We start from the raw sequence: 23,459 nt of genomic DNA on the forward strand, positions 1-23,459 counted from the left end.
TATGGAAAACGTAGTCATTATTGATGCCGTACGTACACCGATGGGCCGCTCCAAAGGGGGAGCTTTTCGTCATGTACGGGCTGAAGACCTCTCTGCCCATTTAATGCGTGCCGTTATCAGCCGTAATCCTGGGTTGAATGCTGCTGAAATCGACGATATTTATTGGGGTTGTGTGCAACAAACATTGGAGCAGGGTTTCAATATTGCCCGTAACGCTTCTTTATTAGCCGAAATTCCTCACAGCGTACCCGCTGTGACCGTTAATCGCCTATGTGGCTCATCAATGCAAGCTCTGCATGATGGTGCACGAGCCATTATGGTGGGCGATGCAAAAATCAGTTTGATTGGTGGCGTGGAACATATGGGCCATGTGCCAATGAACCACGGCGTGGATTTCCATCCAGGAATGGGTCGCACTGTTGCCAAAGCGGCAGGAATGATGGGCTTGACTGCTGAGATGTTGGCTAAAATTCACAATATCAGCCGCCAGTCACAAGATGAGTTTGCACTCCGTTCTCATCAACGTGCTTATGCTGCTACTCAGGCAGGCCATTTCGCAAAAGAAATTGTTGCTACCAATGGGCATGATGCAGAAGGTGTATTAAAACGCTTTGATTTCGATGAAGTTATTCGTCCTGAAACGAGTCTGTCCGGTCTGGCAGCCCTGCGCCCTGCATTTGATCCGGTAAATGGCACAGTCACGGCCGGGTCGTCATCAGCATTGTCCGATGGGGCTTCTGCGATGCTGATTATGAGCGAGTCCAGAGCGAAATCATTAGGTTTAACTCCACGAGCACGTATCCGTTCGATGGCTGTCGTAGGTTGTGACCCCTCAATCATGGGCTACGGCCCGGTACCTGCTAGTCAATTGGCATTAAAACGTGCTGGCCTTGAATTGGCAGATATTGGTTTATTTGAGTTAAACGAGGCGTTTGCTGCTCAGTCACTGGCTTGTCTGAAAGGTTTAGGCCTGTTAGAAAGCATGGACGATAAAGTAAACCTGAACGGTGGAGCCATTGCATTAGGTCACCCGCTAGGCTGTTCAGGGGCACGGATCTCTACCACATTGTTAAATCTGATGGAGCGCCGTGACGTGCAATTTGGGCTGGCAACCATGTGTATCGGCCTAGGACAAGGTATTGCGACCGTATTTGAGCGCTTATAGTAGCCAAATACATATAACCACCCGACCTCAAGAATTAGGGGCCTGAACGCAGGCCCTGCTCACCGAGGTATATCATGTTTAGTTGCCATTTCCCCGCCTGTCATGGGCGGGTTTTTTATCTCTCTTTTATTTTTATCTCTTTTAGATAAAGGCAAAAGCATCACCAAAGATATGTTCTTCCTGCGCGCCACGCTCCACACAAAAACGCTCACGGGCAATTTTAGCCATTTCAAAACGCCCCGCGATGTAAATGTCCTGCTCAGCTAAAGAACCGTAATCTTGCAGTACAGCACTCAGTACAGTCCCTGTGCGCCCACGCCAGCCTTCTTCCGGTTGTTCTACTACGGGAATGACTTTCAACTGCGGATACTTAATCGATAGTGCCTCCAACTCACCTAAGTCATACAGGTGTACCGCTTCACGACCTCCCCAATAGATAGAGACTTCGCGATCAGGTTGTTCCGCTAACGCGGCTAACAAGATTGAGCGCGCATAAGAGAAGCCAGTACCGCCAGCAATCAGAACCAACGGACGCTTACTCCCTTCACGGAACCAGGCATCTCCATGAGGAATATCAACATCCAGTGTTTTCTCTTTTAGGATGCGGTCCATCACCGCCATTGCGTACAAATTCAGCTCTGAAGCACCGATATGTAACTCGATAAAGTCTTGCTGCAACGGTGTGGAAGCCATCGAAAACGGACGCTTATCACGCTCATCCATCACCACCATCAAATACTGCCCGGCGCGGAAAGAAAAAGAAGATTCAGGCACCAATTGCACCCGGTACACCGTATCGGTAATGGCCTCTACGGAGGTTACTTTACAGCTTAAAGTTGTCATGCCGTCCCTCTGTCGGGTCATCAAATGCAAAACCAAGTACAAAGCCGACGCTGGTTAGCGTTTCGCGTCTTTGTCACTGAAAATAGCCAGCTCATCCCAAATAGCATCAATACGGGCACGGACCTCTTCGTCCATCTTAATTGGACGCCCCCATTCACGCGGAGTCTCTGCTGGCCATTTGTTGGTGGCATCCAGCCCCATTTTCGATCCCAAGCCGGAAACCGGTGAGGCGAAATCCAAATAATCTATCGGTGTGTTTTCAATTAACACAGTATCGCGGGATGGGTCCATCCGGGTGGTGATCGCCCAAATTACATCATTCCAATCACGAGCATTAATATCGTCATCACAAACAATAACAAACTTGGTATACATAAACTGGCGTAAAAACGACCATACTCCCATCATCACGCGTTTGGCATGGCCTGCATATTGTTTCTTGATGGTTACCACCGCCAACCGGTATGAGCACCCTTCTGGTGGCAAGTAGAAATCAACAATTTCCGGGAATTGCTTTTGTAAAATAGGCACAAAGACTTCGTTCAGTGCCACCCCCATCACCGCAGGTTCATCCGGTGGCCGGCCCGTATAAGTTGAATGATAAATTGCGTCTTGGCGCTGTGTAATATGCGTGACGGTAAACACGGGGAAATTATCTATTTCATTGTAATAGCCCGTATGATCGCCATAAGGACCTTCCGGAGCCATATCCCCCTGCTCGATATATCCTTCCAATACAATTTCTGCACTTGCAGGAACTTCAAGGTCATTGGAAAGACACTTCACCACTTCCGTTTTATGCCCGCGTAACAAGCCAGCGAAGGCATATTCAGACAGCGTGTCTGGTACTGGGGTCACTGCGGCTAAGATCGTAGCAGGGTCTGCTCCCAAGGCGACAGCGACCGGAAAACGTTCACCAGGGTGTGCCTCACACCATTCCTGATAATCCAGCGCACCACCACGATGGGATAGCCAACGCATAATTAATTTGTTTTTACCCAGTACCTGCTGGCGATAGATGCCTAGGTTCTGTCGCTCTTTATGGGGACCACGTGTAATAGTCAATCCCCAAGATACTAGCGGTGCGGCATCTTCTGGCCAGCAGTGCATCACAGGGATGCGGCTTAAATCAACATCATCACCTTGCCAAACTTGCTCCTGACACGGGGCCGAGTTCAAGCGTTTCGTTGGCATATTCAATACCTGCTTAAATTTTGGCAGCTTATCAAGTAAGTCACGGAAACCTTTTGGAGGATCGGGTTCTTTCAGGAAGGCCAATAACTTACCAACATCTCGCAGGGCGCTGACATCTTCTTGCCCCATCCCCATGGCGACTCGCTTAGCGGTGCCAAACAGATTACACAGCACGGGCATGCTGTAACCTTTAGGGTTCTCAAAAAGTAACGCAGGCCCACCAGCACGTAACGTGCGATCGGCAATTTCTGTCATTTCCAAATAAGGATCAATGGGCTGGCTAATACGTTTAAGTTCACCCCTCTGTTCCAGTAATGAGAGGAAGTCACGTAAGTCACGGTATTTCATGCTGATCATTTCGGCGGCTATGGGATGCGCCATTATAGGCTGTCTTTATAGTGGTTGCTGTCTTTTTGTTAAAAATGAATACAAACTCACCTTAAAATAACGTCATGTTATTATTTATCGCTAATTCTCATCAGCGTAGGTACAATCCGTACCGCTCAAAATAATCTGTATATTGGAAGTGATCCATTTATCCTCACTATATCTCGCTCACTGCTTTTGTTATGCTGCTAAATAGTACCCAAAGGTATGTGAAACTATGAAATCTTGGTATTTATTATATTGTAAACGCGGTCAGATTTTACGCGCCAAAGAGCATTTGGAACGGCAGACTGTAAACTGTTGGACACCAATAGTGACTATCGAAAAGATAGTTCGAGGGAAACGTATTGAGGCAATAGAGGCTCTATTCCCCAATTATTTATTCGCTGAGTTTGACCCGGAAAATATCCATACCACAACCGTCAGCGCCACCCGGGGGGTTAGCCATTTTGTTCGTTTTGGTACACAGCCCGCAGTGATCCCAGCAACCGTCATTGCAGATATGCAAGCCCATGCTGTGGATAAGATAATTGCCCCGGAAGTACCGGTACCCGGTGATACTGTAACAATTATTGATGGCGTTTTTGCCGGATTACAGGCTATTTATACCGAACCTGATGGTGAAGCCCGCTCGATGTTGTTACTGAATATGCTCAATAGCCAAATTAAGCATAGCCTGGACAATCGTCAGTTCGAAAAGCAATAACACGCTAACTTACAATAATCTAGATGGGTATTACCTCATCATTATAGAATTCATTCAGATAGGCGCAGCCAGTGCCTATCTGAATGCTGTGACTCTTAAGCTATAATCCCTTAGCGCTGCATCTGGTCATCATGTAGCCATTGCGCAACTTGCTTTGCGAAATAAGTTAATACGCCATCCGCACCTGCCCGCTTAAAGCATAACAACGATTCCATCACCGTCGGTTTCTCTTGAAGCCAGCCATTTTGAATCGCTGCCATATGCATGGCATATTCACCAGACACCTGATAGGCAAAGGTTGGAACACCAAAAGTATCTTTCACCCGGCGTACAACATCCAGATATGGCATTCCTGGTTTTACCATCACCATATCAGCACCTTCTTGTAAATCTTGGGCTATTTCTTGCAGTGCTTCATCACTGTTGGCGGGATCCATCTGATAAGTTTTTTTATTCCCCCCTTTTAGATTGCCGCTCGAGCCTATGGCATCGCGGAATGGACCATAGTAGCAAGACGCATACTTAGCTGAATAAGCCATTATCTGGGTGTTTACTAACCCTTGGAGCTCTAATTGATCACGAATTGCGCCTATACGGCCATCCATCATATCGCTTGGTGCAATAATCTCAGCGCCAGCTTCAGCATGCGATAGTGCCTGACGTACTAGAATCTCTTTGGTGACATCATTGATCACGTAACCATCAGAATCAATCACACCATCTTGACCATGGGTCGTATAGGGATCGAGTGCAACGTCAGTCAGAATACCTAGCTCAGGAACTGCATCTTTCAACGCACGCACAGTACGCTGAACTAGACCATCCGGGTTATACGCCTCTTCTGCATATAATGATTTTTTTCCCGCTTCAATAACCGGGAATAGCGATATAACCGGCACACCGAGCTTAGCAATTGTTTCTGCTTCTTTCAGTAGCAGATCAATTGTCATGCGAGAAACACCCGGCATTGAAGTAACGGCTTGCTGCTGGTTAGTCCCTTCCATGACAAACACCGGATAAATCAGGTCATTGACCGTCAATTGATTCTCGGCAACCAAACGGCGACTGAAGTCATGACGGCGTACACGGCGCATACGGCGACCAGGAAAGGTGCCCGGAAATGCATAGCTCATATTGTTCTCCTAACTCAAACCAGCCGGAAAACCCGGCGGGCGTTTTCATCAGTTTTCTGTCCTAGCCAATTAGGGTCTTCTTGTCGCCAGGCTGCAACCTGCTGGACGATATGGGGCAGAAAACAGGGTTCATTGCGACGTGATGCCGGCTTAGGATTCAAATCCCTTGGCAATAAATAGGGGGCATCAGTTTCCAATAATAACTGCTGAACAGGAATACGCGGTAACAAAGCTCTAAGATCAAGGCCACGACGCTCATCGCAAACCCAACCAGTGATACCTATAGATAAACCCAATGCTAAACAGGCATCTAATTCATCACCGTTACCCGTGAAGCAATGCACAACAGCCGCCGGTATTTTATCTAGCCAAGGAACCAACAAATCAATAAAACGCTCGTGAGCATCACGACAATGCAAAAATACCGGCAGCGAAAGTTCGGCAGCCAAAGCTAATTGAGCGGTAAATGCGATTTCTTGTTGCGCTGGGGTGGAAAAATTACGGTTAAAGTCTAACCCGCACTCACCAATAGCGACTACGGGGACAGTAGCTGCCAAAGTGCGAATCTTCTGCTCGACACTATCTTGCCAGCTGCTCGCATGATGAGGGTGAACACCTGTAGTCGACCAACAATAGCCAGGGTATTCAGCGGCCAGAGTCTGTGCTGCCAAGCTTTCATCTGCATCAGTACCGGTAATCAGGATACCGAGAACCCCGGCTTCTTTTGCCCGGCGGACTACCTGATGACAATCTTTTGCAAACTGTATGCTGGTTAAATTAACACCGATATCAAACATAAGTGTTCCAAAACAGAAGCCGCCCAAAAGGGCGGCTAAAACATCAACTCATCAATTTAAGGTGCTTTCGGATGACTATCTGTGCCTTCATTTTCTTCAATATCTGCACGGCGCTGTTTACCGGTATAAAAACGGGCAAAGAATACACCAACCTCAAATAACAGATACATCGGAATAGCCAACAGTGTTTGTGACAATACATCTGGAGGTGTAAGGAGCATCCCTACAACAAAGGCGCCGACAAACACATAAGGCCGCTTTTTCTTCAATGCTTCTGGGGTTGTTACACCCGCCCAGCACAAGAGAATGATCGCAATCGGAACTTCGAAAGAAATACCAAAGGCCATAAAGAGCGCCATGACAAAATCGAGGTATTTGGTGATATCTGTCGCTATCAGTACGCTTTCTGGCGCTGTTTTGGCGAAAAAGCCAAAAGCCAATGGGAAGACGACAAAGTATGCAAATGCCATCCCAAGATAAAATAAAAGGCTACTGGATATCAACAACGGTACCATCAAGCGGCGCTCATGCTTATATAATGCAGGAGCAATAAATGCCCAAACCTGATAAAGAATCATCGGTGCAGAAACGAACACCGAAACCATCATGGTCAGCTTGATAGGAGTGAAAAACGGTGATGCTACATCCGTTGCAATCATACTGGCACCGGCAGGCAACTGTTTGATCAACGGCGCTGACACCAAATGATAGATGTCATTGGCAAAAAAGACCAATACCAGAAAAACCACCAAAATAGTGATTATACAATTCAGTAACCGCTTACGCAGTTCTATCAGATGAGAGATAAGAGGTTGGGTATCATCAACAGCCATGTTTACCGATCGCCGCCAGGTTGGTGAATACGAGATTGGTCAGCACTGGATAAATCCGTGCCATCGGAATCGATTGTGTCGATTTGCTTCCTGATTACGGGTTTATCCATAACATCGGCTAACCCTACTTCTTGTTCTGGAATCAACTTAGCCGAGCCCTTTCCCTGAACCGCCAATTTTACAGCAGTAACAGGTGCAGTTTCGATTACAGAATCAGCCGCTGACGCCGCCTCCGCTTCAAGTATATTAGGGACCTGCACCGATGCGGAAACCTGTGTTGCTGGCTCCGCTGGCGTGACACCATCATGAATCGCTTCCGGTTCTGTCACCAATGGGTTATGGATCGTATGTGGAGCTTCTGAGCCAGCATCAGCATGATAAGAACGTTTTAGCGCTTCTGCAGCTTCTTTGAGTTCATCCATCGACGCCTTCAATTCAGGCGTCAAATTTTGTAAGCCAGCCTGCTCTACCTTTTTCAGGCTGTCTTGTAACTCTTGTAGTTTTAGCTCTTGTGCCAACTCGTTTTGTACGGTTGCAGCAAGCGAACGCAATGTACGAATCCAGCCAGAGACAGTTCTTACAGCTACGGGTAATCGCTCTGGCCCCAGCACGACCAGACCGATAACAAGAACCAGTAGCAGTTCACTAAACCCGATATCGAACACAGCTTATCCCTGTTCTTTTTCGTGACTCTTAGATTCTTCAGCTTTTGCTGCAAGCTGTTGTTTCTCAGTAATCGATTTCGCAAAGTCAGCATCATTGCTGGTCTTATCAACGTTTGTTGGTGGAGTTTGCGAATCATCGCCAATCGCTTTTTTAAAGCCCTTGATCGATGCGCCCAAATCTGACCCTAACGTCCGCAATTTGTTTGTACCAAACAGCAGAACTACGATCACAGCAATTATTAATAACTGCCAAATACTTATACTACCCATTACATGCACCTCTATTTATAGGGGTTATTCCACAGAGAAACGTATTATACGTTATACAGCCTCTGTGGATACTGATCTAACTTACCGCACTTTGAACTAGCTCATAGCTTATTGAACAAGTTTATATAACTCACGGTTATGTAATAACCCATAACCCAACATTCTCAGCGATAAATAATTTAACTGGTACGTCGCCAACCGATAAACCAAGCCAATACACCTGCAACAATGAACCCTGTAGAGATTTCGGTTGCATCGGCCAAGAATAAGATAGTACCGCTCACTAATAGTGTAGCGCCAACGCCGAACAAATACCGTGACTGCCCCTGACGTTGTTGCTGACCTTGTATCTGTATAGTGAGCTTCTCCACACTTTGCTGTAATAATTTATGCTGCTGTAAGCTGTCGTAAACCAGTTCTGGTAGCTCAGGGAACTTCTCAGCCCAGAAAGGGGCTTTCTCTTTTAATGCACGGATTACGGCAGGTAGGCCGACCTGGTCCCGCAGCCAACTTTCCAGGAACGGCTTGGCGGTAGTCCAGAGGTCAAGCTGAGGATAAAGCTGACGCCCTAACCCTTCAACATATAACAAGGTTTTCTGTAACAGAACTAACTGTGGCTGTACTTCCATATTAAAACGGCGCGCGGTGTTAAAGAGATTCAGCAGCACATGCCCAAATGATATTTCTGCCAGTGGTTTTTCAAAGATAGGTTCGCAAACGGTACGGATGGCGAATTCAAAATCTTCGACATTGGTATCTCGAGGTACCCAGCCAGAGTCCACATGTAACTCAGCAACCCGGCGGTAATCGCGGTTAAAGAAAGCAATGAAATTCTCAGCTAGATAACGTTTATCTGCTTTATTCAGTGAGCCGACAATACCGCAATCAATACCAATATAAAGCGGATCATGAGGATGTTCATAGCTGACAAAAATATTCCCCGGATGCATATCTGCGTGGAAAAAGCTGTCACGGAAAACCTGGGTGAAAAAGACTTGCACCCCGCGCTCTGCCAGTAACTTCATATTGGTACCTTGGTCTTCTAAAGCAGCAATATCAGATACCGGGATGCCGTAAATCCGTTCCATGACCAATACACTTTCACGACAATAGTCCGAATACACCTCGGGAATGTAGAGCATTGGACTGTCTTCAAAATTACGACGTAGTTGAATGGCATTAGCCGCTTCACGCAGAAGGTTCAGTTCATCAAGCAGCGTTTTTTCATATTCACGAACAACCTCACGCGGGCGTAATCTGCGGCCATCAGGTAAAAGCTTTGGTACCCAACCAGCTAAACGATACATTAAACGCACATCAGCTTTAATAATCGGCAGGATATCAGGGCGAATAACCTTCAGTACGACTTCCTTACCATTCTCTTTTAAGCGTGCAGTATGCACTTGAGCAATGGAAGCTGAAGCTAGAGCTTGTGAATCAAAATCATCAAACCATGTTTCTAACGCCCCCCCCATTGCAATCTCAATATGTTTACGCGCTAACGCACCATCAAAAGAAGCGACCCGATCTTGTAGCAGAGCTAATTGATCGGCAATATTTGGAGGAAACAAGTCACGGCGCGTGGACATCATTTGGCCGAATTTGATCCAGACAGGCCCCAACTCCTGCAAAGCAAGACGTAAACGCTCACCTAATGACTTATCTTTATGTCGGTTAGATAACCAAAAAAACAGATGACGCCCAACCCGTAGTGGTAGCGTCAGACGTATATTTGGAATTAATTCATCCAACCCATAACTCAAGAAGACCCGAATGATTAAGTACAGGCGCCGAAGTTCTCCTGGCGTCATTATTTTGTCTCCATAGTTGCCAATCTGGAACTCAAAGCTTCGGTTGCACGAGCGGTTACATCGACTTCTTCATGAAACCACATGACTTCCAGCGGGTTGGGAGCCATTTTCCACTCCTCGGTGATAGCTTCAGCCAAATAATGCTGCTGTTGCCGTAATTGCCTACTAAGAAAACCGCTACTTTTGTGAATAGCTTGTCCCAGACTTTCAGCAGCAACATCACCCACATAAGGTGCCAACCATTCTGCAAGATCCCACTCAGCAAGATCTAATAGCGCGACAAGTTGCTGGACTACTTGAATGTCACCTTCAACCACCAGTTCACCCGTACGCATTAAAGGCGAAAGTTGCTGGCGGTCACGTAATCTTGCCAATACAGCGACATCCGTTTTGACTATGCAGTCCGCATCATCATCCCACTGGCTTAAGACATCGACTTGGCGCTCGCTAAACACGAACAGCAATGGGAAATTTATTTCACGTAATTCAATACGTAACACTTTGCCCACTAAACGTGAACGTGTAGCTTTCAGGCTTTTATCATTAAACAACACACCATTGAGAACCGTTTCTAAGGCTGCGGTTATCAGGGGGGTCAGTAACCTTGGTTTCAATAAAAAGGGCTTCAGCATTAGTGTTCTTAGTGACATAGCCATATTCCTGTTAGAACTTAAAACCCCGATGTAACGCAACAATGCCACCGGTTAAATTGGAATAGGTTACGTTTTCAAACCCAGCGTCGGCCATCATACCTTTTAGTGTTTCTTGATCAGGATGCATCCGAATAGATTCTGCCAGATAGCGATAACTTTCAGCGTCCTGAGCCACAAGCTCACCAATTTTAGGCAAGATATGGAAGGAGTAGGCATCGTAGGCTTTGCTTAACGGTTCGAGGAGAGGCTTAGAGAACTCAAGAACTAACAGACGTCCACCCGGCTTCAGTACCCGAAACATAGAACGTAATGCTTTTTCTTTTTCGGTGACATTTCTCAAACCGAATGAAATGGTAATGCAGTCAAAATAATTATCAGGGAAAGGTAAAGCTTCAGCATTGGCCTGCACATAGCTAACATTACCTACGATACCCTTATCACGGAGTTTTTCACGCCCCATCCGCAACATGGATTCATTAATATCAGCCAGGACGACTTCACCCTGTTCACCCACTAAACGGGAGAACTTAGCTGTCAGATCGCCAGTACCGCCTGCTAAATCCAACACGCGTTGGCCACGACGGACACCGCTACAGTCAATCGTAAAACGCTTCCAAATACGATGAACACCAAATGACATCAGGTCATTCATTAGATCGTATTTAGCTGCTACGGAATGAAAAACTTCTGCCACCATGCCTTCTTTCTGCTCTTTGGCTACGGTGCGAAAACCAAAATGGGTGGTTTCCTTCTCCTGATCTACCATTTTCTATGCCTGCTTTTCAGTCAATCTTTCGAAGAAGTGTACCAGAACTCCGATGAAAGCCCCACATCCCCTAGCTGCGGTGCCAATTAAATTACTCTGGGAATCCCCCCGATTCTGCGTCATCGGATAGCGCTAAATCCCCCTCAGGTTGATGCTCCGCGCAGGCTTTTTCTGCCAGTAATGGGCTAATAGGCCGCTTTACCTCGACCCCTAGAGTGCGAAAACTTTCTATTTGCCCAATCAGGTTACCACGCCCCTGGGACAGCTTATTCATTGCCTGGTGATAGCTTAGTTGTGCTTTATCGAGGCTTTGCCCCAAAGATGCCATATCATCAACAAACAAGCGTACTTTGTCATAAAGTCTGGCGGCCCTTTCAGCAATACGTTGCGCATTTTGGCTTTGATGCTCGTAACGCCACAAATTGGTGATAGTGCGCAAAGCCACCAGTAATGTGGTAGGGCTGACCAACATGATATTGTGTTGTAGTGCTTCGTTGATCAACTCAGGCTGGCGGTCAATAGCCACCAAAAATGCAGGTTCTACCGGGATAAACATCAACACATAATCGAGGGAGCGTAAACCGGGGAGTTGCTGGTAATCTTTACGCCCCAGCATCCTGATATGACCACGCAATGATGATAAATGTTCATTCAACGCAACCTCACGTTCAGCCTCATCTTCGCTATTAAAATAACGTTCATAGGCAACCAATGACATTTTAGCGTCAATAATGACATCTTTGCCTTGGGGTAATCGAACAATAACATCCGGCTGCATACGACTGGTTTGGTCAATTTTAACACTAACCTGTGTTTGATATTCATGCCCCTCACGCAACCCTGATGCTTCAAGCACTTTGGCCAGAACGACTTCCCCCCAGTTACCCTGCGTTTTATTATCCCCTTTCAAAGCCTTGGTCAGATTCAATGCCTCTCGCGCCATCTGGGCATTCAATTGTTGCAGGCTCCGAATTTCGTGAGTCAGAGTGTGACGCTCCCGAGCTTCTTGCCCAAAGCTATCCTGAACCTGACGGCGAAAGCCATCAAGCTGCTCACGTAAAGGTAATAGCAGGCGATCTAAGCTTTGCTTATTCTGTTCATCTGCCCGACGCCCCGTTTGTTCAAAGATACGGTTTGCCAAATTTTCAAACTGAGTGGTCAGCCGCTGCTCACTATTAAGTAATAAACGCTGCTTTTCTTCTGTGGCTAAGCGAGTTTCTTCTAAGCGGATGGTGACTTCACGTAACTCGGCTTCTTGGGCACTGTTGATTTCCCTTTGAGTCCGCAATTCTTGATTAAGCTGTTCACATTCATTACGCCAATGAGCAAACTGCTGTAATTTTTCGCTATTTGCCGCTAATTGGCTATGCAAATTACGTTGTTCCAACTCACTTTGCCGTAACTGTTGCTCATTACGTTGTTGAGTCATCTGCAATGCAGCAACACTTTGTTGTGCCTGCTGTAATGCCTGCTCCAGTAATCGCCGTTCAATATCTTGCTGTGCTTTTGTTCGCTGCTGGGACAAACTGGCAATTAACCACCCGATCAGCCCCCCAACCAAACAGCCACCCAGCCCATAAAATAAACTGATATCCACGGTTATCCCCCTACTACTCTAATGTCAGTCAAGGTAAGGGGATACTGTATGGATGTCCAGAGTGTTTTTGCGTTACATCTCATCTTGCGAAGCTGTACGCATAAATAATAAACAGGCAAAAAAACGTTTCCCCTGAGGATAAGAAACAGGCTAAAACTATTAGCCGTTGAACACCCGCTAACCACCAATAACTTCAAAAAATAAGGTTAGCCTATCCAGTTGGAAAGCCATTTAATGCCGAACGCTCCCGGAGCCAGAATGCCAAAAGCCCAAATCAGGGCTGAGGTAATATTAGCCAGTTGGAAATAGCGTTGGGGCATTGCACAAATGCCGGCGACGAGAGGAACGATAGCGCGCAACGGGCCGAAGAAACGGCCAATGAAGGCCCCAAAGAACCCCCAACGCTCGAAGAAAGCATGGCCCCGAACAAGTAACTGAGGATTTCGGGAGAGTGGCCATAAGGTGGCAACGCGGTCCTTGTAATGAATTCCGACCCAATACGAAGCCCAGTCACCGAAGAAAGCACCTGCAGCAGCAGCGGCCCAGATTGGCCAGAAAGGAATACCACTTTCACCAATCAGTGCGCCTAACCCAAGCAAAATCACCGTCGCTGGCAATAACAGGGAGAGAAAAGCCAATGATTCACCAAAAGCTAGAATAAAAACAATCGGTATGGCCCACGCTTCATGTACGCGAACAAAATCAATAGTGGTAGTAATGGCATCATTAAGGGTCACGCTTATGTCCTGTGATTGATAGAGTCGAACTATACCCAAAGTAGTTGGCGTTGCAGATAGGCAGCAAACGAACGAATCCCGATGAACTTATTCGCTGTAAGGTCAACGACAAGCCAGTGACTCTAGTGAGTAAGAGCCGCTAACCCCCTGTAACGTCAAATAAAAAGGGGACTACCCAAAGTTAGTTGGCGTTGCAGGTAGGCAGCAAACGAACGAATCCCGATGAACTTACTCGCTGTAAGGTCAACGACAAGCCAGTGATTCGAGTGAGTAAGAGCCGCTAACACCCCTGCAACGTCAAATAAAAAGGGTATTACCCAAAGTAGTTGGCGTTGCAAGTAGGCAGCAAACGAACGAATCCCGATGAACTTACATCAGTAAGTGATTCGGGTGAGTGAGCGCAGCTAACACCCCTGCAACGTCAAATACGAAGGGTATATCAGCATACTCAAAATGCGGTAGCTATAACTTAACAAAAAATAAACGGCTAGAAGATTCCAGCCGTTTAAACAAATTAGCGCAATAAATCAGTAATATCAGGCGTTGGCGGTGACCACTTTGTTGCCAGCCATCTCAGCAGACCTGCGTATCCATAGCTCACGCCATTTCCTCAGCGCGGAGATCAAGATGATTACACCCAAGGTCATCATGATAATTGAGATGATGCCATTGAACAGGTTGTAGCCTTTAGCCGCTGAGTTAAAGTACACGTGAGTGATCATCCAATAGCCGGCGTAATTTACTGTGATAAACAAGTAAGCCAGAGGAATAACACAGGTCAGCATATACACACGCTTGGTTGCCAAGCGCAGGATGATCGTGGCACCAATGATTAAGCCAACAGAAGCCATTAGTTGGTTCGATACACCGAACAATGCCCAAACAGAGTTAATGTCACCAGAGTTAAGGAGGTAACCCCACAATGCACAGGCAATAACACTACAAACCAATGTTCCTGGTAACCAATCGGTCCGTTTCAGTGGTGCCCATATATCGCCCAGGAAATCTTGTAGTAAATAACGGGCAACACGGGTACCTGAGTCAACCGCAGTCAGGATAAACACCGCTTCAAACATAACAACAAATTGGAAGAAGTAAGCAGCCAAACTATTAAACCATGGCACACGAATGAAGATATCGGTCATCCCTACAGCCAGAGTGACAGCACCACCAGTTCGGCCATACAGGTCCAAACCAATTTCTTCACTCAATTTTGGCAGGTTCACAACCTCCATACCAAGCGCGCTCCAGGCTTCAGCCGAAGAGTTAATGGCAAAGTAGTCAGCAGGATGCAAAGAGGTTGCGGCGATAAGGGCCATAACCCCAACCATACATTCTGCCAGCATCGCACCAAAACCGACGGGCAAGATATCGCTCCATTTATCGATCTGTTTCGGTGTCGTACCCGAACCGATAAAGGCATGGAACCCCGAGATAGCACCGCAGGCAATAGTAATAGAGATAAACGGCCAAACTGGTCCCGCGAGAACCGGGCCACCGCCGTGAATAAACTGTGTTACCGCAGGGAATTGAATTTCAGGGTTAATGAAGACAACCCCAACAATCAGTGCACCGAACACACCGATCTTCATAAAGCTGGAAAGGTAACCTCGTGGGGTTAACAGCATCCAGACAGGCAGTGCGGTTGCAAAGAAAGCATACATTGGCAGAATAATACTGACAGTATCAGCTTTCAGCATTAACCATTCGCCAAGCCAAGTGCCTTCAATATATGGGCCAACAAATACACACACCATGATGGCGACGATCCCCACATACGAGGCCCCTTTCATGCTGCCAGTCATGCGCTCCCACAAGCCAACACAGATGGCGATAGGGATGGTCATGAACACTGCGAAAGTCCCCCAAGGGTTACGTTCCAGAGCATGTACCACCACCATCGACAACCCGGCCATGGTAATAGTGATAATGAACAACATCGCCAAGCCGGTACACCAGCCAGCAACTGGCCCGAGTTCGGATTTAGCCACTTCTGACAGGGATTTCCCCTGATGTTTCATTGAGGCAAACAAGACGACCGTATCGTGCACTGCACCGCCGATAACACAACCGATCAAAAGCCATAAGAAGCCGGGTAAATACCCGTATTGAGCAGCCAACACCGGGCCAACCAAGGGGCCTGCCGCCGCGATTGCGGCGAAGTGGCTACCAAAGTTCACCCACTTTTTAGTCGGAACGTAATCTTTGCCATCTTCAAAGATATGGGAAGGGGTAACTTCACTGTCATCGACGCGCAGCACCTTACGAACAAAAAAGATACCGTATAAACGGTAACAGATCGTAAGGATACACGCGGAAGCGATAACAAAGGTAATCGCATGTTGCATGAGCATTCTCTCCAGGGAATTTATCAGGCGTAAACATACGCCTCACCATAAGAGAAATATCAGCGAACTGGTTAAGCGGTAGTTTGTATCATTAAGCGGTTAAAAAGAGTCACCCAATGGTGGGCCTATACCATAAGCCGGAGATAGACTATTGATATAGACAACGGCCGTGTGGCCCCAATGCGAAGCTCTTGGGGCCATAAAACTGTGGCGATTTTATAAACACGGGCGCTGAACATTACTTGAGAAAATACGGGGGTACCGACCCCAACTCTTCGCCTAGGCCAAGAAATAAAAGGCAAGAGGTAACGCATTATGCTAAAAAACGAATGCCATAAAAAATAACCCGTTACTCTAAAAAATAAGACTGTAGTTTTTCTCGCTCAATACTGCCAAGACCGAACTCATGCTTTAACCAACGCTCCCTGCTTCCATAACGATCATGAATGCTCCGCAGAGCAGTTTGAATAAACTCTTCTCTGGCAGAAAGAACAAATGCAAATTGCTCCAGAGCCTGATCATTCAGTTTTAGCGCCAATTCAGCCAGCATATGCTCACGAAAAGGCTTCAGGGTGGCTTCCGTCAACAGATAATCTTCCAGCACAGTAGACTCATCAGCTCCCAAAGCAAACAACACCAACGCAGCCCCTACACCCGTGCGATCTTTTCCAACCGCACAGTGCTGTACAACACCGCTAGCGACATGGTCCGTTGATGCACAATTTTGCAATAAATTGACCAATTGCTGATAAGCCAAGTTGTTAAAAGGTAAGCGGTGATAAAGCTCGAACATAAAGGCACGAGCATCAAATGCGGCTAATGTCTCGTTAGTCAATTTTTCCAGATTGGCATTCACCTCACTACTGAGCGGATTGGCCGGTATATTGTGATAGTGAGCACCGGGCCATAAAACATCAGGCTTAGCCAGGACTTCATCGGTATCACGGTAATCAATAATTTGGGTAACGCCACCATTACTGAGAAAATCACAATCGTTGGTACTCAAACGATCAAGCGAGCCAGAGCGAAATAACAAACCGGGTTTTATCCGCCGGCCATCAGCGGCAAGGTTACTCCCGAGATCACGAAAGTTAATACCACCATCCAGTGGGATCAGGGAGGGATGAGCGAAGGTCGCCATGTCTTCCTCTTATTATTGTTCGTTATAAGAGCTATGACCTTATCAGATTATCTGATGAAATAAAGAACGGGCCAGTAAACTGACCCGATAGCAAACCCTTTACTTCCATCAATCGCTGGAATTACAGCAGGTGACGAGCGGCTTCGACTACAATTTTTACTGCATGGCTTTCAGTGGTTTTCATAGTTTCTTCGTTTGGGATCTCTTGCTGAGTACGGTTAACAATAACCCCGGCGACCATACCGGCACGCAGGCCCTGACTCGCGCACATGGTCAGCAAAGTTGCAGATTCCATTTCATAATTCATCACTCCCATCGATTGCCACTCTTCCATAGAGCCTTTGAAATGGCGAACAACACGGCCAGAGAAAGTATCGTAACGCTCCTGCCCTGGATAGAAAGTATCTGAAGAGGCCGTAATACCAATGTGAGTCGTCGCCCCTACCGATTTAGCGGCATTGACCAATGCTGTCGTACAGGAAAAGTCAGCCACCGCCGGGAACTCCATTGGTGCAAAGTGTAGGCTGGCACCGTCCAAACGGACTGCCGCAGTGGTGACTAATACATCACCGACATTAATATGTGGCTGAATAGCCCCTGTTGTACCAATACGTAGGAAGGTACGCACACCAAGCTGTGCCAACTCCTCGACGGCAATTGAGGTAGAAGGCCCCCCGATCCCCGTAGAACAAACAATCACAGCCTTGCCATCTAATTCAGCACGCCATGAGGTAAATTCACGATGAGAAGCCAGATGTACTGGGTTATCCATTAATTTAGCGATTTTCTCAACACGTTGTGGATCACCGGGAACGATAGCCAGCGTCGCCCCTTGTAGATCATTTTTGGTGAGGCCCAAGTGAAAAACATCGGATTTAGCCATGTGTGAGACTCCTCTTTCATGAGAGATGTTATAGGGAGGAACAAAGAAATACTTTACTCAAAATAAGAACACCATTTCGTGATTGACGTCACTTAGAAAGAGAAAATGACTATATCAATACATTTTAATTGTGATTTAAATCACAGATAAAACACCTAAAGTCTATTTTTTGTACAAAAAAACAAAGATAGCATTCATTTTATCTGTGAAGAGTAATTAACGAGGCATGAGCCGCACCAACATTAAATCTTCGCACTCACTGTTAGTCTGGCTGCGCAGATTTACAGCTTGAATTATCCAATAGCGTTAATGACAAAAACCTGATCTCATTAATATCAAAGATTACCTATAGTTAAACTCGGCAGCAGCAAACATCAGGGGGTTATTCAACCCGAGAACACTTCCTCACATCGTAAGGAGATCACTGTGAAAACGGATCAACTGATTATACTCAGACAAGCAGCGGGCGGTTTCATACCCGCCGTAACCCCATCAGTTGCAATGGCCCACCATACTGACCCATTGAGTTTGTCACAAACCAAAGGTATTCATTGTGGGGAAACAACGATCCCCTCTCAGGGTGATGCGCTGCCCGCTTATATTGCTAAACCTGACCAACATACAGGGCCATACCCTGTGGTGATTGTCGTGCAAGAAATCTTTGGCGTGCATGAACACATTCAGGATATCTGCCGCCGGCTCGCCAAACAGGGTTATTTAGCAATAGCGCCCGAATTGTATTTTCGTCAGGGCGATGCCAAAGACTATAAAAATATTAATGAATTAGTTAATAATCTGGTGAAAAAAGTCCCTGATCGTCAGGTTTTGGTCGATCTCGATCATACTGCACATTGGGTATCCCGCCATGGTGGGGATATCAAAAAATTGGCCATTACTGGGTTTTGCTGGGGCGGGCGTATTGCGTGGTTGTATGCTGCACACAATCCACAGTTAAAGGCAGCCGTAGCGTGGTATGGCAAATTGGTCGGTGAAAAAACCTTATTTCTACCGAAATATCCGGTCGATATTGCCGTCGATCTCTGCGCTCCGGTGTTGGGGCTATACGGAGGTAAAGACAGCAGTATCACAGCAGAACATATTGAAACTATGCGCCAGGCATTACGCGCTGCGAATGCCGATGCTGAGATTATTGTTTATCCCGAGGCCGGGCATGCTTTTAATGCCGACAATCGCCCAAGCTATCATGCTGAGTCGGCTCAAGATGGCTGGCAACGTATGCTGGATTGGTTTGCCCAACATGGCGTCGCTGCCATCCCTGTTCCAGAAAAAAGCAATAAAAAAGGGCGCGAAAAGCGCCCAAAAAGCCCCACTACACAGAGTAAAACGGTTTAATTAAATCTGTTCTTCACGCAGACGCTGCGCTGCCAGCACCATATTCGCCAGAGCCTGACGTGTCTCAGGCCAGCCACGGGTTTTCAAACCACAATCTGGGTTAACCCACAAACGCTCGGCCGGAATACGCTGAGCGGCTTTGCGTAATAATGCTTCAATCCATTCAACGCTTGGCACATTCGGTGAGTGAATATCATAAACACCGGGACCAATTTCATTCGGGTAAGCGAAATCCTCAAATGATTCCAATAGTTCCATATCTGAACGTGAGGTTTCGATAGTAATCACATCAGCATCCAGTGCTGCAATAGAATCCATGATGTCATTGAACTCGCAATAACACATGTGGGTATGGATCTGTGTATCGTTTTGCGCGACAGCAGCATTCAATTTAAAGGCATCGACGGCCCATTGCAGATAGGCTTGCCAATCAGCACGACGCAGAGGCAAACCTTCACGTAATGCAGGCTCATCGATCTGGATGATACCAATGCCGGCTTTTTCCAAATCTTCCACTTCGTCACGCAGAGCCAGCGCAATTTGCTTGGCAATCGTCTCACGGCTGACATCTTCACGCGGGAACGACCAGCATAGAATGGTGACCGGACCTGTCAGCATGCCTTTTACCGGTTTTTCTGTTAAGGATTGAGCATATTTCGCCCACTCAACAGTAATCGCTTCCGGACGACTAATATCACCAATGATGACCGGAGGTTTCACACAGCGGGAACCGTAACTCTGTACCCAACCATTTTGTGTAAAGACAAAACCATCCAAGTGTTCGCCAAAATATTCGACCATGTCGTTACGTTCTGCTTCACCGTGGACCAGCACGTCCAAGCCCAAGCGTTCCTGTTCAGCAATAGCTTGCTTGATATGCTCGCTGATCCCTGTACGGTAGTTTTTACCGTCCAGACGACCTTGTTTAAAATCAAGGCGCAAGCCTCGGATCTCTGTCGTTTGTGGGAAAGAACCAATGGTCGTGGTTGGCCAGGCAGGCAAATTAAAACGTTTACGCTGAGTTTCAGCGCGTGCTTCATAAGGTAGTTGACGCTCAATATCCTGCGAAGTAATGGCAGCCAAACGCTGCTCAACCTGCTCATTATGCACGCGACTGGAGGAACGACGGGCGCGGATCGGCGCACTGTACGCCGCCAGTTCTGCCAGCTTAGCGTCATTAGGTGCATTCAACGCTTGTGTTAACAGCGCCAGCTCAGCACATTTTTGCAGGGCGAAGGCAAACCAGCTCTTCACTTCTGCATCAAGACGGGTCTCTTCATTTAAATCAATCGGGCTGTGCAGTAAGGAGCAAGAGCTACCCAACCACAGCGGGCGGCTATTAACCAACGGCTGTAAACGCTCAAACCAGCTGCTCAGGTCAGCACGCCATACGTTACGACCATTAATAACCCCCAGAGATAACAGCCACTCTTTTGGTAAGTCTTTATTCAAAACCGCAATATCGTCATGACCCGCAACCACATCAACATGTAAGCCTTGCACTGGCAGTACACGGATAGTGTCGATGTTATGGCCGATACTGTCGAAGTAGGTCGTCAGTAATAATTTGACCTGCCCTTGCAGGGCTTGATAAGCCGGTTGATAAGCATCCAACCACTCTTGCGGTAATTCCAGTACCAATGCTGGCTCATCAATCTGTACCCACTCAATACCCCGTTTTGCTAATTCAGTCAGCACTTGCTGATAAACCGGCAAAATATCATTCAGTAGCGAGAGGCGATCGAACTGCTCACCTTTGACTTTACCCAACCAGAGGTAAGTGATCGGGCCAAGCAGCACAGGTTTAATTTTGTGGCCCAATGCCAGCGCTTCGTCCACCTCATCCAACAGTTGAGTCCAACCCAGTTTAAACTGCTGGCCTTGCTGGAACTCAGGTACCATGTAGTGATAGTTGGTATTAAACCATTTAGTCATCTCGGCTGCTGCTGCGGGCTTACCGGTTGGAGCACGGCCACGGCCAATACGGAACAGAGTGTCTATATCAATCGAGCCATCAGCATTTTGGTGGCGCTCTGGAACGTTACCCAGCAACAAGCTGGTCGTCAGGACATGGTCATACCAAGCGAAGTCACCTACCGGCACTAAATCAACGCCCGCTTGCTGTTGCTGTTGCCAATGGCGAGCACGCAATTCACGACCCACATTGAGCAATTCTTCCTGTGTTGAGTTGCCTGCCCAGTAACTTTCTTGTGCTTTCTTCAGTTCACGTTTCAGACCAACACGCGGAAAACCCAGTGTGTGATTTAAAATTGTCATCGTCTTATTCCCCATTTAGCCATCCAGATGTTTACACATCTATAATCCGCAGGTACTGTATATTCCACAAGCGCATTTTTTTCACAGTCAATGTGAAGGACTCTCATGATCGAACTGAAACACTTACGCACCCTGCAAGCTTTGCGTAATACTGGCTCGCTGGCAGGGGCGGCAACACAACTTCATCAGACCCAATCGGCCCTGTCTCATCAATTTAGCGATCTGGAACAGCGTCTAGGGTTTCGCCTGTTTGTTCGTAAAAGCCAACCGTTGCGCTTCACTACGCAGGGGGAGATCTTGTTACAATTGGCAGAACAAGTACTGCCACAAATTAAACAGGCACTGCAAACCTGCAATGAGCCGCACCAAACTGCGTTACGCATCGCAATCGAGTGCCACAGTTGCATTCAGTGGCTGACACCCGCGTTGGATAATTTCCATAAGAACTGGCCGCAAGTGGCTATGGACTTCAAATCAGGCGTCACTTTTGACCCGCAACCCGCATTACAGCAAGGGGAACTGGATCTGGTGCTGACATCGGATATTTTGCCGCGCAGTGGCCTACACTATTCACCGATGTTTGATTTTGAAGTGCGCCTGGTACTGGCTCCAGACCATCCATTAGCCAATAAAGACCGCATTGAACCAGAAGATTTAGCGCCAGAAATATTGATGATTTATCCGGTGCAGCGACAGCGGCTGGATGTTTGGCGGCACTTCCTGCAACCCGCAGGCGTCAGCCCATCGTTGAAAAATGTGGATAACACATTGCTGCTGATCCAGATGGTATCAGCACGGATGGGTATCGCGGCATTGCCTCACTGGGTGGTGGAGAGCTTTGAGCGCCAAGGATTGATTGTCACTAAGACACTGGGGGAAGGGTTGTGGAGCCGGTTATACGCTGCCGTCCGTGATGGAGAACAGCGCCAACCGGTCACTGAAGCGTTTATTCGTTCTGCTCGCCAGCACGCTTGCGATCATTTGCCGTTTGTAAAGGATGCGGAGCGATCCAACGCCGGTGTACCCATAGCGAGGCCATTATCACCGCAGCCCCAATGATAAAGCTGGGCCAATGCGGTTTTTCTTGCCAGATGGCCAGATTCACCAGTAGCCCAGCCGGAACATGTACGTTATTCATGATGCCGAGTGTGCCGGCATCTACCTGTGTTGCGCCATAATTCCACATAAAATAGCCCAGTGCGGAAGCGCCGACACCCAGCCAGACGAGTATTCCCCACTGTAATCCCGTGGTTGGCAGTCTCTGTGGATTGCCAAATGTAAACCAAGCAACGACAGCAACAGCAAAAGCACCAAGATAGAACCATGAAAATGCGACATGTTGTGGGATCGGGTGGATCTCCATCAGCCGTTTGTAACCGACTTGCCCAATGGCAAAACAGATATTCGCTGCCTGCACCAGTGCCAATCCCCACCAAAAGTGTTCACTCAGTTGATCATAGCGAATAATGGCAGCCCCTAGCACCGCGAGTAACGCACTGAGAGCATAACCCCAGCGTAGGCGCTGTCGGCGCAGCAAATCATAGATCAAGGTGACATACAGCGGGGTCATCACGGTAAACAGCAAAAATTCCGGAACCGTAAGATATAGATACGCTCGGAAGCTGAATAAGTACATGATACCTAATTGGATTGAACCCACCGCCATATACAGCAGGATCACCCGCCAGGGTATATTTCGCCAACGCAGAAAAGGCAAAAAGACCAGTGCGGCCAGCCCGACACGCATTAGAACAGAGAACCAACTGTCCACCTGCCCTGCTAAATATTCGCCAATCAGACTAAAAGAGAAAGCCCACAAGACAGTGGTAATGACCAGTAGCAACACAATAAATTGGCTCAGTGAGAGGGTAAAATGCAATTGTAGCGGAAGCAGTATAGA

The 23,459-nt window shown here is 47.3% G+C and carries 20 protein-coding genes and 1 pseudogene; 4 read left to right on the plus strand and 17 right to left on the minus strand.

The features are described 5' to 3' along the window. Position 1 precedes the first annotated feature (1 nt). Positions 2-1,165, plus strand: a complete 1,164-nt coding sequence (gene fadA, locus AC971_RS07325; RefSeq protein WP_025382225.1) for an acetyl-CoA C-acyltransferase FadA — start codon at positions 2-4, stop codon at positions 1,163-1,165. Positions 1,166-1,306: 141 nt separating this feature from the next. Here fadA and fre read toward each other — a convergent pair whose 3' ends face one another. Together fre and ubiD are read right to left on the minus strand one after the other, a co-directional pair. Further along, on the minus strand, positions 1,307-2,008 hold the full coding sequence (gene fre, locus AC971_RS07330; protein WP_025382224.1) for an NAD(P)H-flavin reductase: 702 nt from the start codon (positions 2,006-2,008) through the stop codon (positions 1,307-1,309). A gap of 54 nt (positions 2,009-2,062) precedes the next feature. After that, on the minus strand, positions 2,063-3,559 hold the full coding sequence (ubiD, locus tag AC971_RS07335; protein WP_038402499.1) for a 4-hydroxy-3-polyprenylbenzoate decarboxylase: 1,497 nt from the start codon (positions 3,557-3,559) through the stop codon (positions 2,063-2,065). A gap of 247 nt (positions 3,560-3,806) precedes the next feature. On the opposite strand from ubiD, the gene rfaH reads away from it, so the two are divergent. Further along, positions 3,807-4,295, plus strand: a complete 489-nt coding sequence (gene rfaH / locus AC971_RS07340) for a transcription/translation regulatory transformer protein RfaH (RefSeq protein ID WP_025382222.1) — start codon at positions 3,807-3,809, stop codon at positions 4,293-4,295. Between the two features lie 110 nt (positions 4,296-4,405). Here the strand turns inward: rfaH and hemB are convergent, their stop codons facing one another. The 13 genes and pseudogenes from hemB to udp form a co-directional block, all read right to left on the minus strand. Then, the gene (hemB, locus tag AC971_RS07345) at positions 4,406-5,428 is read right to left on the minus strand and encodes a porphobilinogen synthase (RefSeq protein WP_025382221.1); all 1,023 of its coding nucleotides are present in this window, start codon (positions 5,426-5,428) and stop codon (positions 4,406-4,408) included. A 14-nt stretch (positions 5,429-5,442) separates the two neighbouring features. After that, on the minus strand, positions 5,443-6,225 hold the full coding sequence (gene tatD / locus AC971_RS07350; protein WP_025382220.1) for a 3'-5' ssDNA/RNA exonuclease TatD: 783 nt from the start codon (positions 6,223-6,225) through the stop codon (positions 5,443-5,445). A gap of 56 nt (positions 6,226-6,281) precedes the next feature. After that, entirely contained in the window at positions 6,282-7,058 is a 777-nt protein-coding gene (tatC, locus tag AC971_RS07355; RefSeq protein ID WP_025382219.1) for a Sec-independent protein translocase subunit TatC, read from the minus strand. Between the two features lie 244 nt (positions 7,059-7,302). Further along, a pseudogene (gene tatB, locus AC971_RS25735) lies at positions 7,303-7,723 on the minus strand (Sec-independent protein translocase protein TatB); the annotation flags it as partial. A gap of 3 nt (positions 7,724-7,726) precedes the next feature. Next, on the minus strand, positions 7,727-7,993 hold the full coding sequence (gene tatA / locus AC971_RS07365) for a Sec-independent protein translocase subunit TatA (protein WP_025382217.1): 267 nt from the start codon (positions 7,991-7,993) through the stop codon (positions 7,727-7,729). 179 nt (positions 7,994-8,172) lie between these two features. Continuing rightward, on the minus strand, positions 8,173-9,804 hold the full coding sequence (gene ubiB / locus AC971_RS07370; RefSeq protein ID WP_025382216.1) for a ubiquinone biosynthesis regulatory protein kinase UbiB: 1,632 nt from the start codon (positions 9,802-9,804) through the stop codon (positions 8,173-8,175). Continuing rightward, complete coding sequence (gene ubiJ, locus AC971_RS07375; RefSeq protein WP_025382215.1) at positions 9,804-10,454, minus strand: ubiquinone biosynthesis protein UbiJ; 651 nt, start codon at positions 10,452-10,454, stop codon at positions 9,804-9,806. The genes ubiB and ubiJ overlap by 1 nt, the downstream gene beginning before the upstream one ends. A 13-nt stretch (positions 10,455-10,467) precedes the next feature. After that, positions 10,468-11,223, minus strand: a complete 756-nt coding sequence (gene ubiE / locus AC971_RS07380; protein WP_025382214.1) for a bifunctional demethylmenaquinone methyltransferase/2-methoxy-6-polyprenyl-1,4-benzoquinol methylase UbiE — start codon at positions 11,221-11,223, stop codon at positions 10,468-10,470. A gap of 91 nt (positions 11,224-11,314) precedes the next feature. After that, on the minus strand, positions 11,315-12,820 hold the full coding sequence (gene rmuC / locus AC971_RS07385; protein ID WP_025382213.1) for a DNA recombination protein RmuC: 1,506 nt from the start codon (positions 12,818-12,820) through the stop codon (positions 11,315-11,317). 206 nt (positions 12,821-13,026) lie between these two features. Next, positions 13,027-13,557, minus strand: a complete 531-nt coding sequence (locus AC971_RS07390; protein WP_025382212.1) for a DedA family protein — start codon at positions 13,555-13,557, stop codon at positions 13,027-13,029. Between the two features lie 536 nt (positions 13,558-14,093). Then, positions 14,094-15,905 (minus strand): carbon starvation CstA family protein, encoded by a 1,812-nt coding sequence (locus AC971_RS07395; RefSeq protein WP_025382211.1) that lies wholly within the window; start codon positions 15,903-15,905, stop codon positions 14,094-14,096. Between the two features lie 349 nt (positions 15,906-16,254). Beyond that, entirely contained in the window at positions 16,255-17,046 is a 792-nt protein-coding gene (locus AC971_RS07400; RefSeq protein WP_025382210.1) for a tyrosine-protein phosphatase, read from the minus strand. Positions 17,047-17,167: 121 nt separating this feature from the next. Next, positions 17,168-17,929, minus strand: a complete 762-nt coding sequence (gene udp, locus AC971_RS07405; protein WP_025382209.1) for a uridine phosphorylase — start codon at positions 17,927-17,929, stop codon at positions 17,168-17,170. Positions 17,930-18,355: 426 nt separating this feature from the next. On the opposite strand from udp, the gene AC971_RS07410 reads away from it, so the two are divergent. Continuing rightward, the gene (locus AC971_RS07410) at positions 18,356-19,282 is read left to right on the plus strand and encodes a dienelactone hydrolase family protein (protein ID WP_025382208.1); all 927 of its coding nucleotides are present in this window, start codon (positions 18,356-18,358) and stop codon (positions 19,280-19,282) included. On the opposite strand, the gene metE is transcribed toward AC971_RS07410, so the two are convergent. Then, complete coding sequence (gene metE / locus AC971_RS07415) at positions 19,283-21,559, minus strand: 5-methyltetrahydropteroyltriglutamate--homocysteine S-methyltransferase (protein ID WP_025382207.1); 2,277 nt, start codon at positions 21,557-21,559, stop codon at positions 19,283-19,285. 105 nt (positions 21,560-21,664) lie between these two features. Here metE and metR point away from each other — a divergent pair, with 105 nt between their 5' ends. Then, positions 21,665-22,618 (plus strand): HTH-type transcriptional regulator MetR, encoded by a 954-nt coding sequence (gene metR, locus AC971_RS07420; RefSeq protein WP_025382206.1) that lies wholly within the window; start codon positions 21,665-21,667, stop codon positions 22,616-22,618. On the opposite strand, the gene AC971_RS21885 is transcribed toward metR, so the two are convergent. After that, entirely contained in the window at positions 22,506-23,405 is a 900-nt protein-coding gene (locus AC971_RS21885) for a carboxylate/amino acid/amine transporter (RefSeq protein WP_025382205.1), read from the minus strand. The genes metR and AC971_RS21885 overlap by 113 nt on opposite strands. Between the last annotated feature and the right edge of the window lie 54 nt (positions 23,406-23,459).

It is taken from the genome of Yersinia similis, from assembly GCF_001053095.1.
In the GTDB taxonomy this organism is placed as follows: Bacteria; Pseudomonadota; Gammaproteobacteria; order Enterobacterales; family Enterobacteriaceae; genus Yersinia; species Yersinia similis.

Excerpts from the sequence above, each read along its gene's own strand:
- fre (WP_025382224.1), bottom strand. The coding sequence starts at position 2,008 with ATGACAACTTTAAGCTGTAAAGTAACCTCCGTAGAGGCCATTACCGAT.
- AC971_RS07400 (WP_025382210.1), bottom strand. The coding sequence starts at position 17,046 with ATGGCGACCTTCGCTCATCCCTCCCTGATCCCACTGGATGGTGGTATT.
- ubiJ (WP_025382215.1), bottom strand. The coding sequence starts at position 10,454 with ATGTCACTAAGAACACTAATGCTGAAGCCCTTTTTATTGAAACCAAGG.
- ubiE (WP_025382214.1), bottom strand. The coding sequence starts at position 11,223 with ATGGTAGATCAGGAGAAGGAAACCACCCATTTTGGTTTTCGCACCGTA.
- tatA (WP_025382217.1), bottom strand. The coding sequence starts at position 7,993 with ATGGGTAGTATAAGTATTTGGCAGTTATTAATAATTGCTGTGATCGTA.
- tatC (WP_025382219.1), bottom strand. The coding sequence starts at position 7,058 with ATGGCTGTTGATGATACCCAACCTCTTATCTCTCATCTGATAGAACTG.
- ubiB (WP_025382216.1), bottom strand. The coding sequence starts at position 9,804 with ATGACGCCAGGAGAACTTCGGCGCCTGTACTTAATCATTCGGGTCTTC.
- hemB (WP_025382221.1), bottom strand. The coding sequence starts at position 5,428 with ATGAGCTATGCATTTCCGGGCACCTTTCCTGGTCGCCGTATGCGCCGT.
- tatD (WP_025382220.1), bottom strand. The coding sequence starts at position 6,225 with ATGTTTGATATCGGTGTTAATTTAACCAGCATACAGTTTGCAAAAGAT.
- metR (WP_025382206.1), top strand. The coding sequence starts at position 21,665 with ATGATCGAACTGAAACACTTACGCACCCTGCAAGCTTTGCGTAATACT.
- rfaH (WP_025382222.1), top strand. The coding sequence starts at position 3,807 with ATGAAATCTTGGTATTTATTATATTGTAAACGCGGTCAGATTTTACGC.
- AC971_RS07395 (WP_025382211.1), bottom strand. The coding sequence starts at position 15,905 with ATGCAACATGCGATTACCTTTGTTATCGCTTCCGCGTGTATCCTTACG.
- udp (WP_025382209.1), bottom strand. The coding sequence starts at position 17,929 with ATGGCTAAATCCGATGTTTTTCACTTGGGCCTCACCAAAAATGATCTA.
- ubiD (WP_038402499.1), bottom strand. The coding sequence starts at position 3,559 with ATGATCAGCATGAAATACCGTGACTTACGTGACTTCCTCTCATTACTG.
- metE (WP_025382207.1), bottom strand. The coding sequence starts at position 21,559 with ATGACAATTTTAAATCACACACTGGGTTTTCCGCGTGTTGGTCTGAAA.
- fadA (WP_025382225.1), top strand. The coding sequence starts at position 2 with ATGGAAAACGTAGTCATTATTGATGCCGTACGTACACCGATGGGCCGC.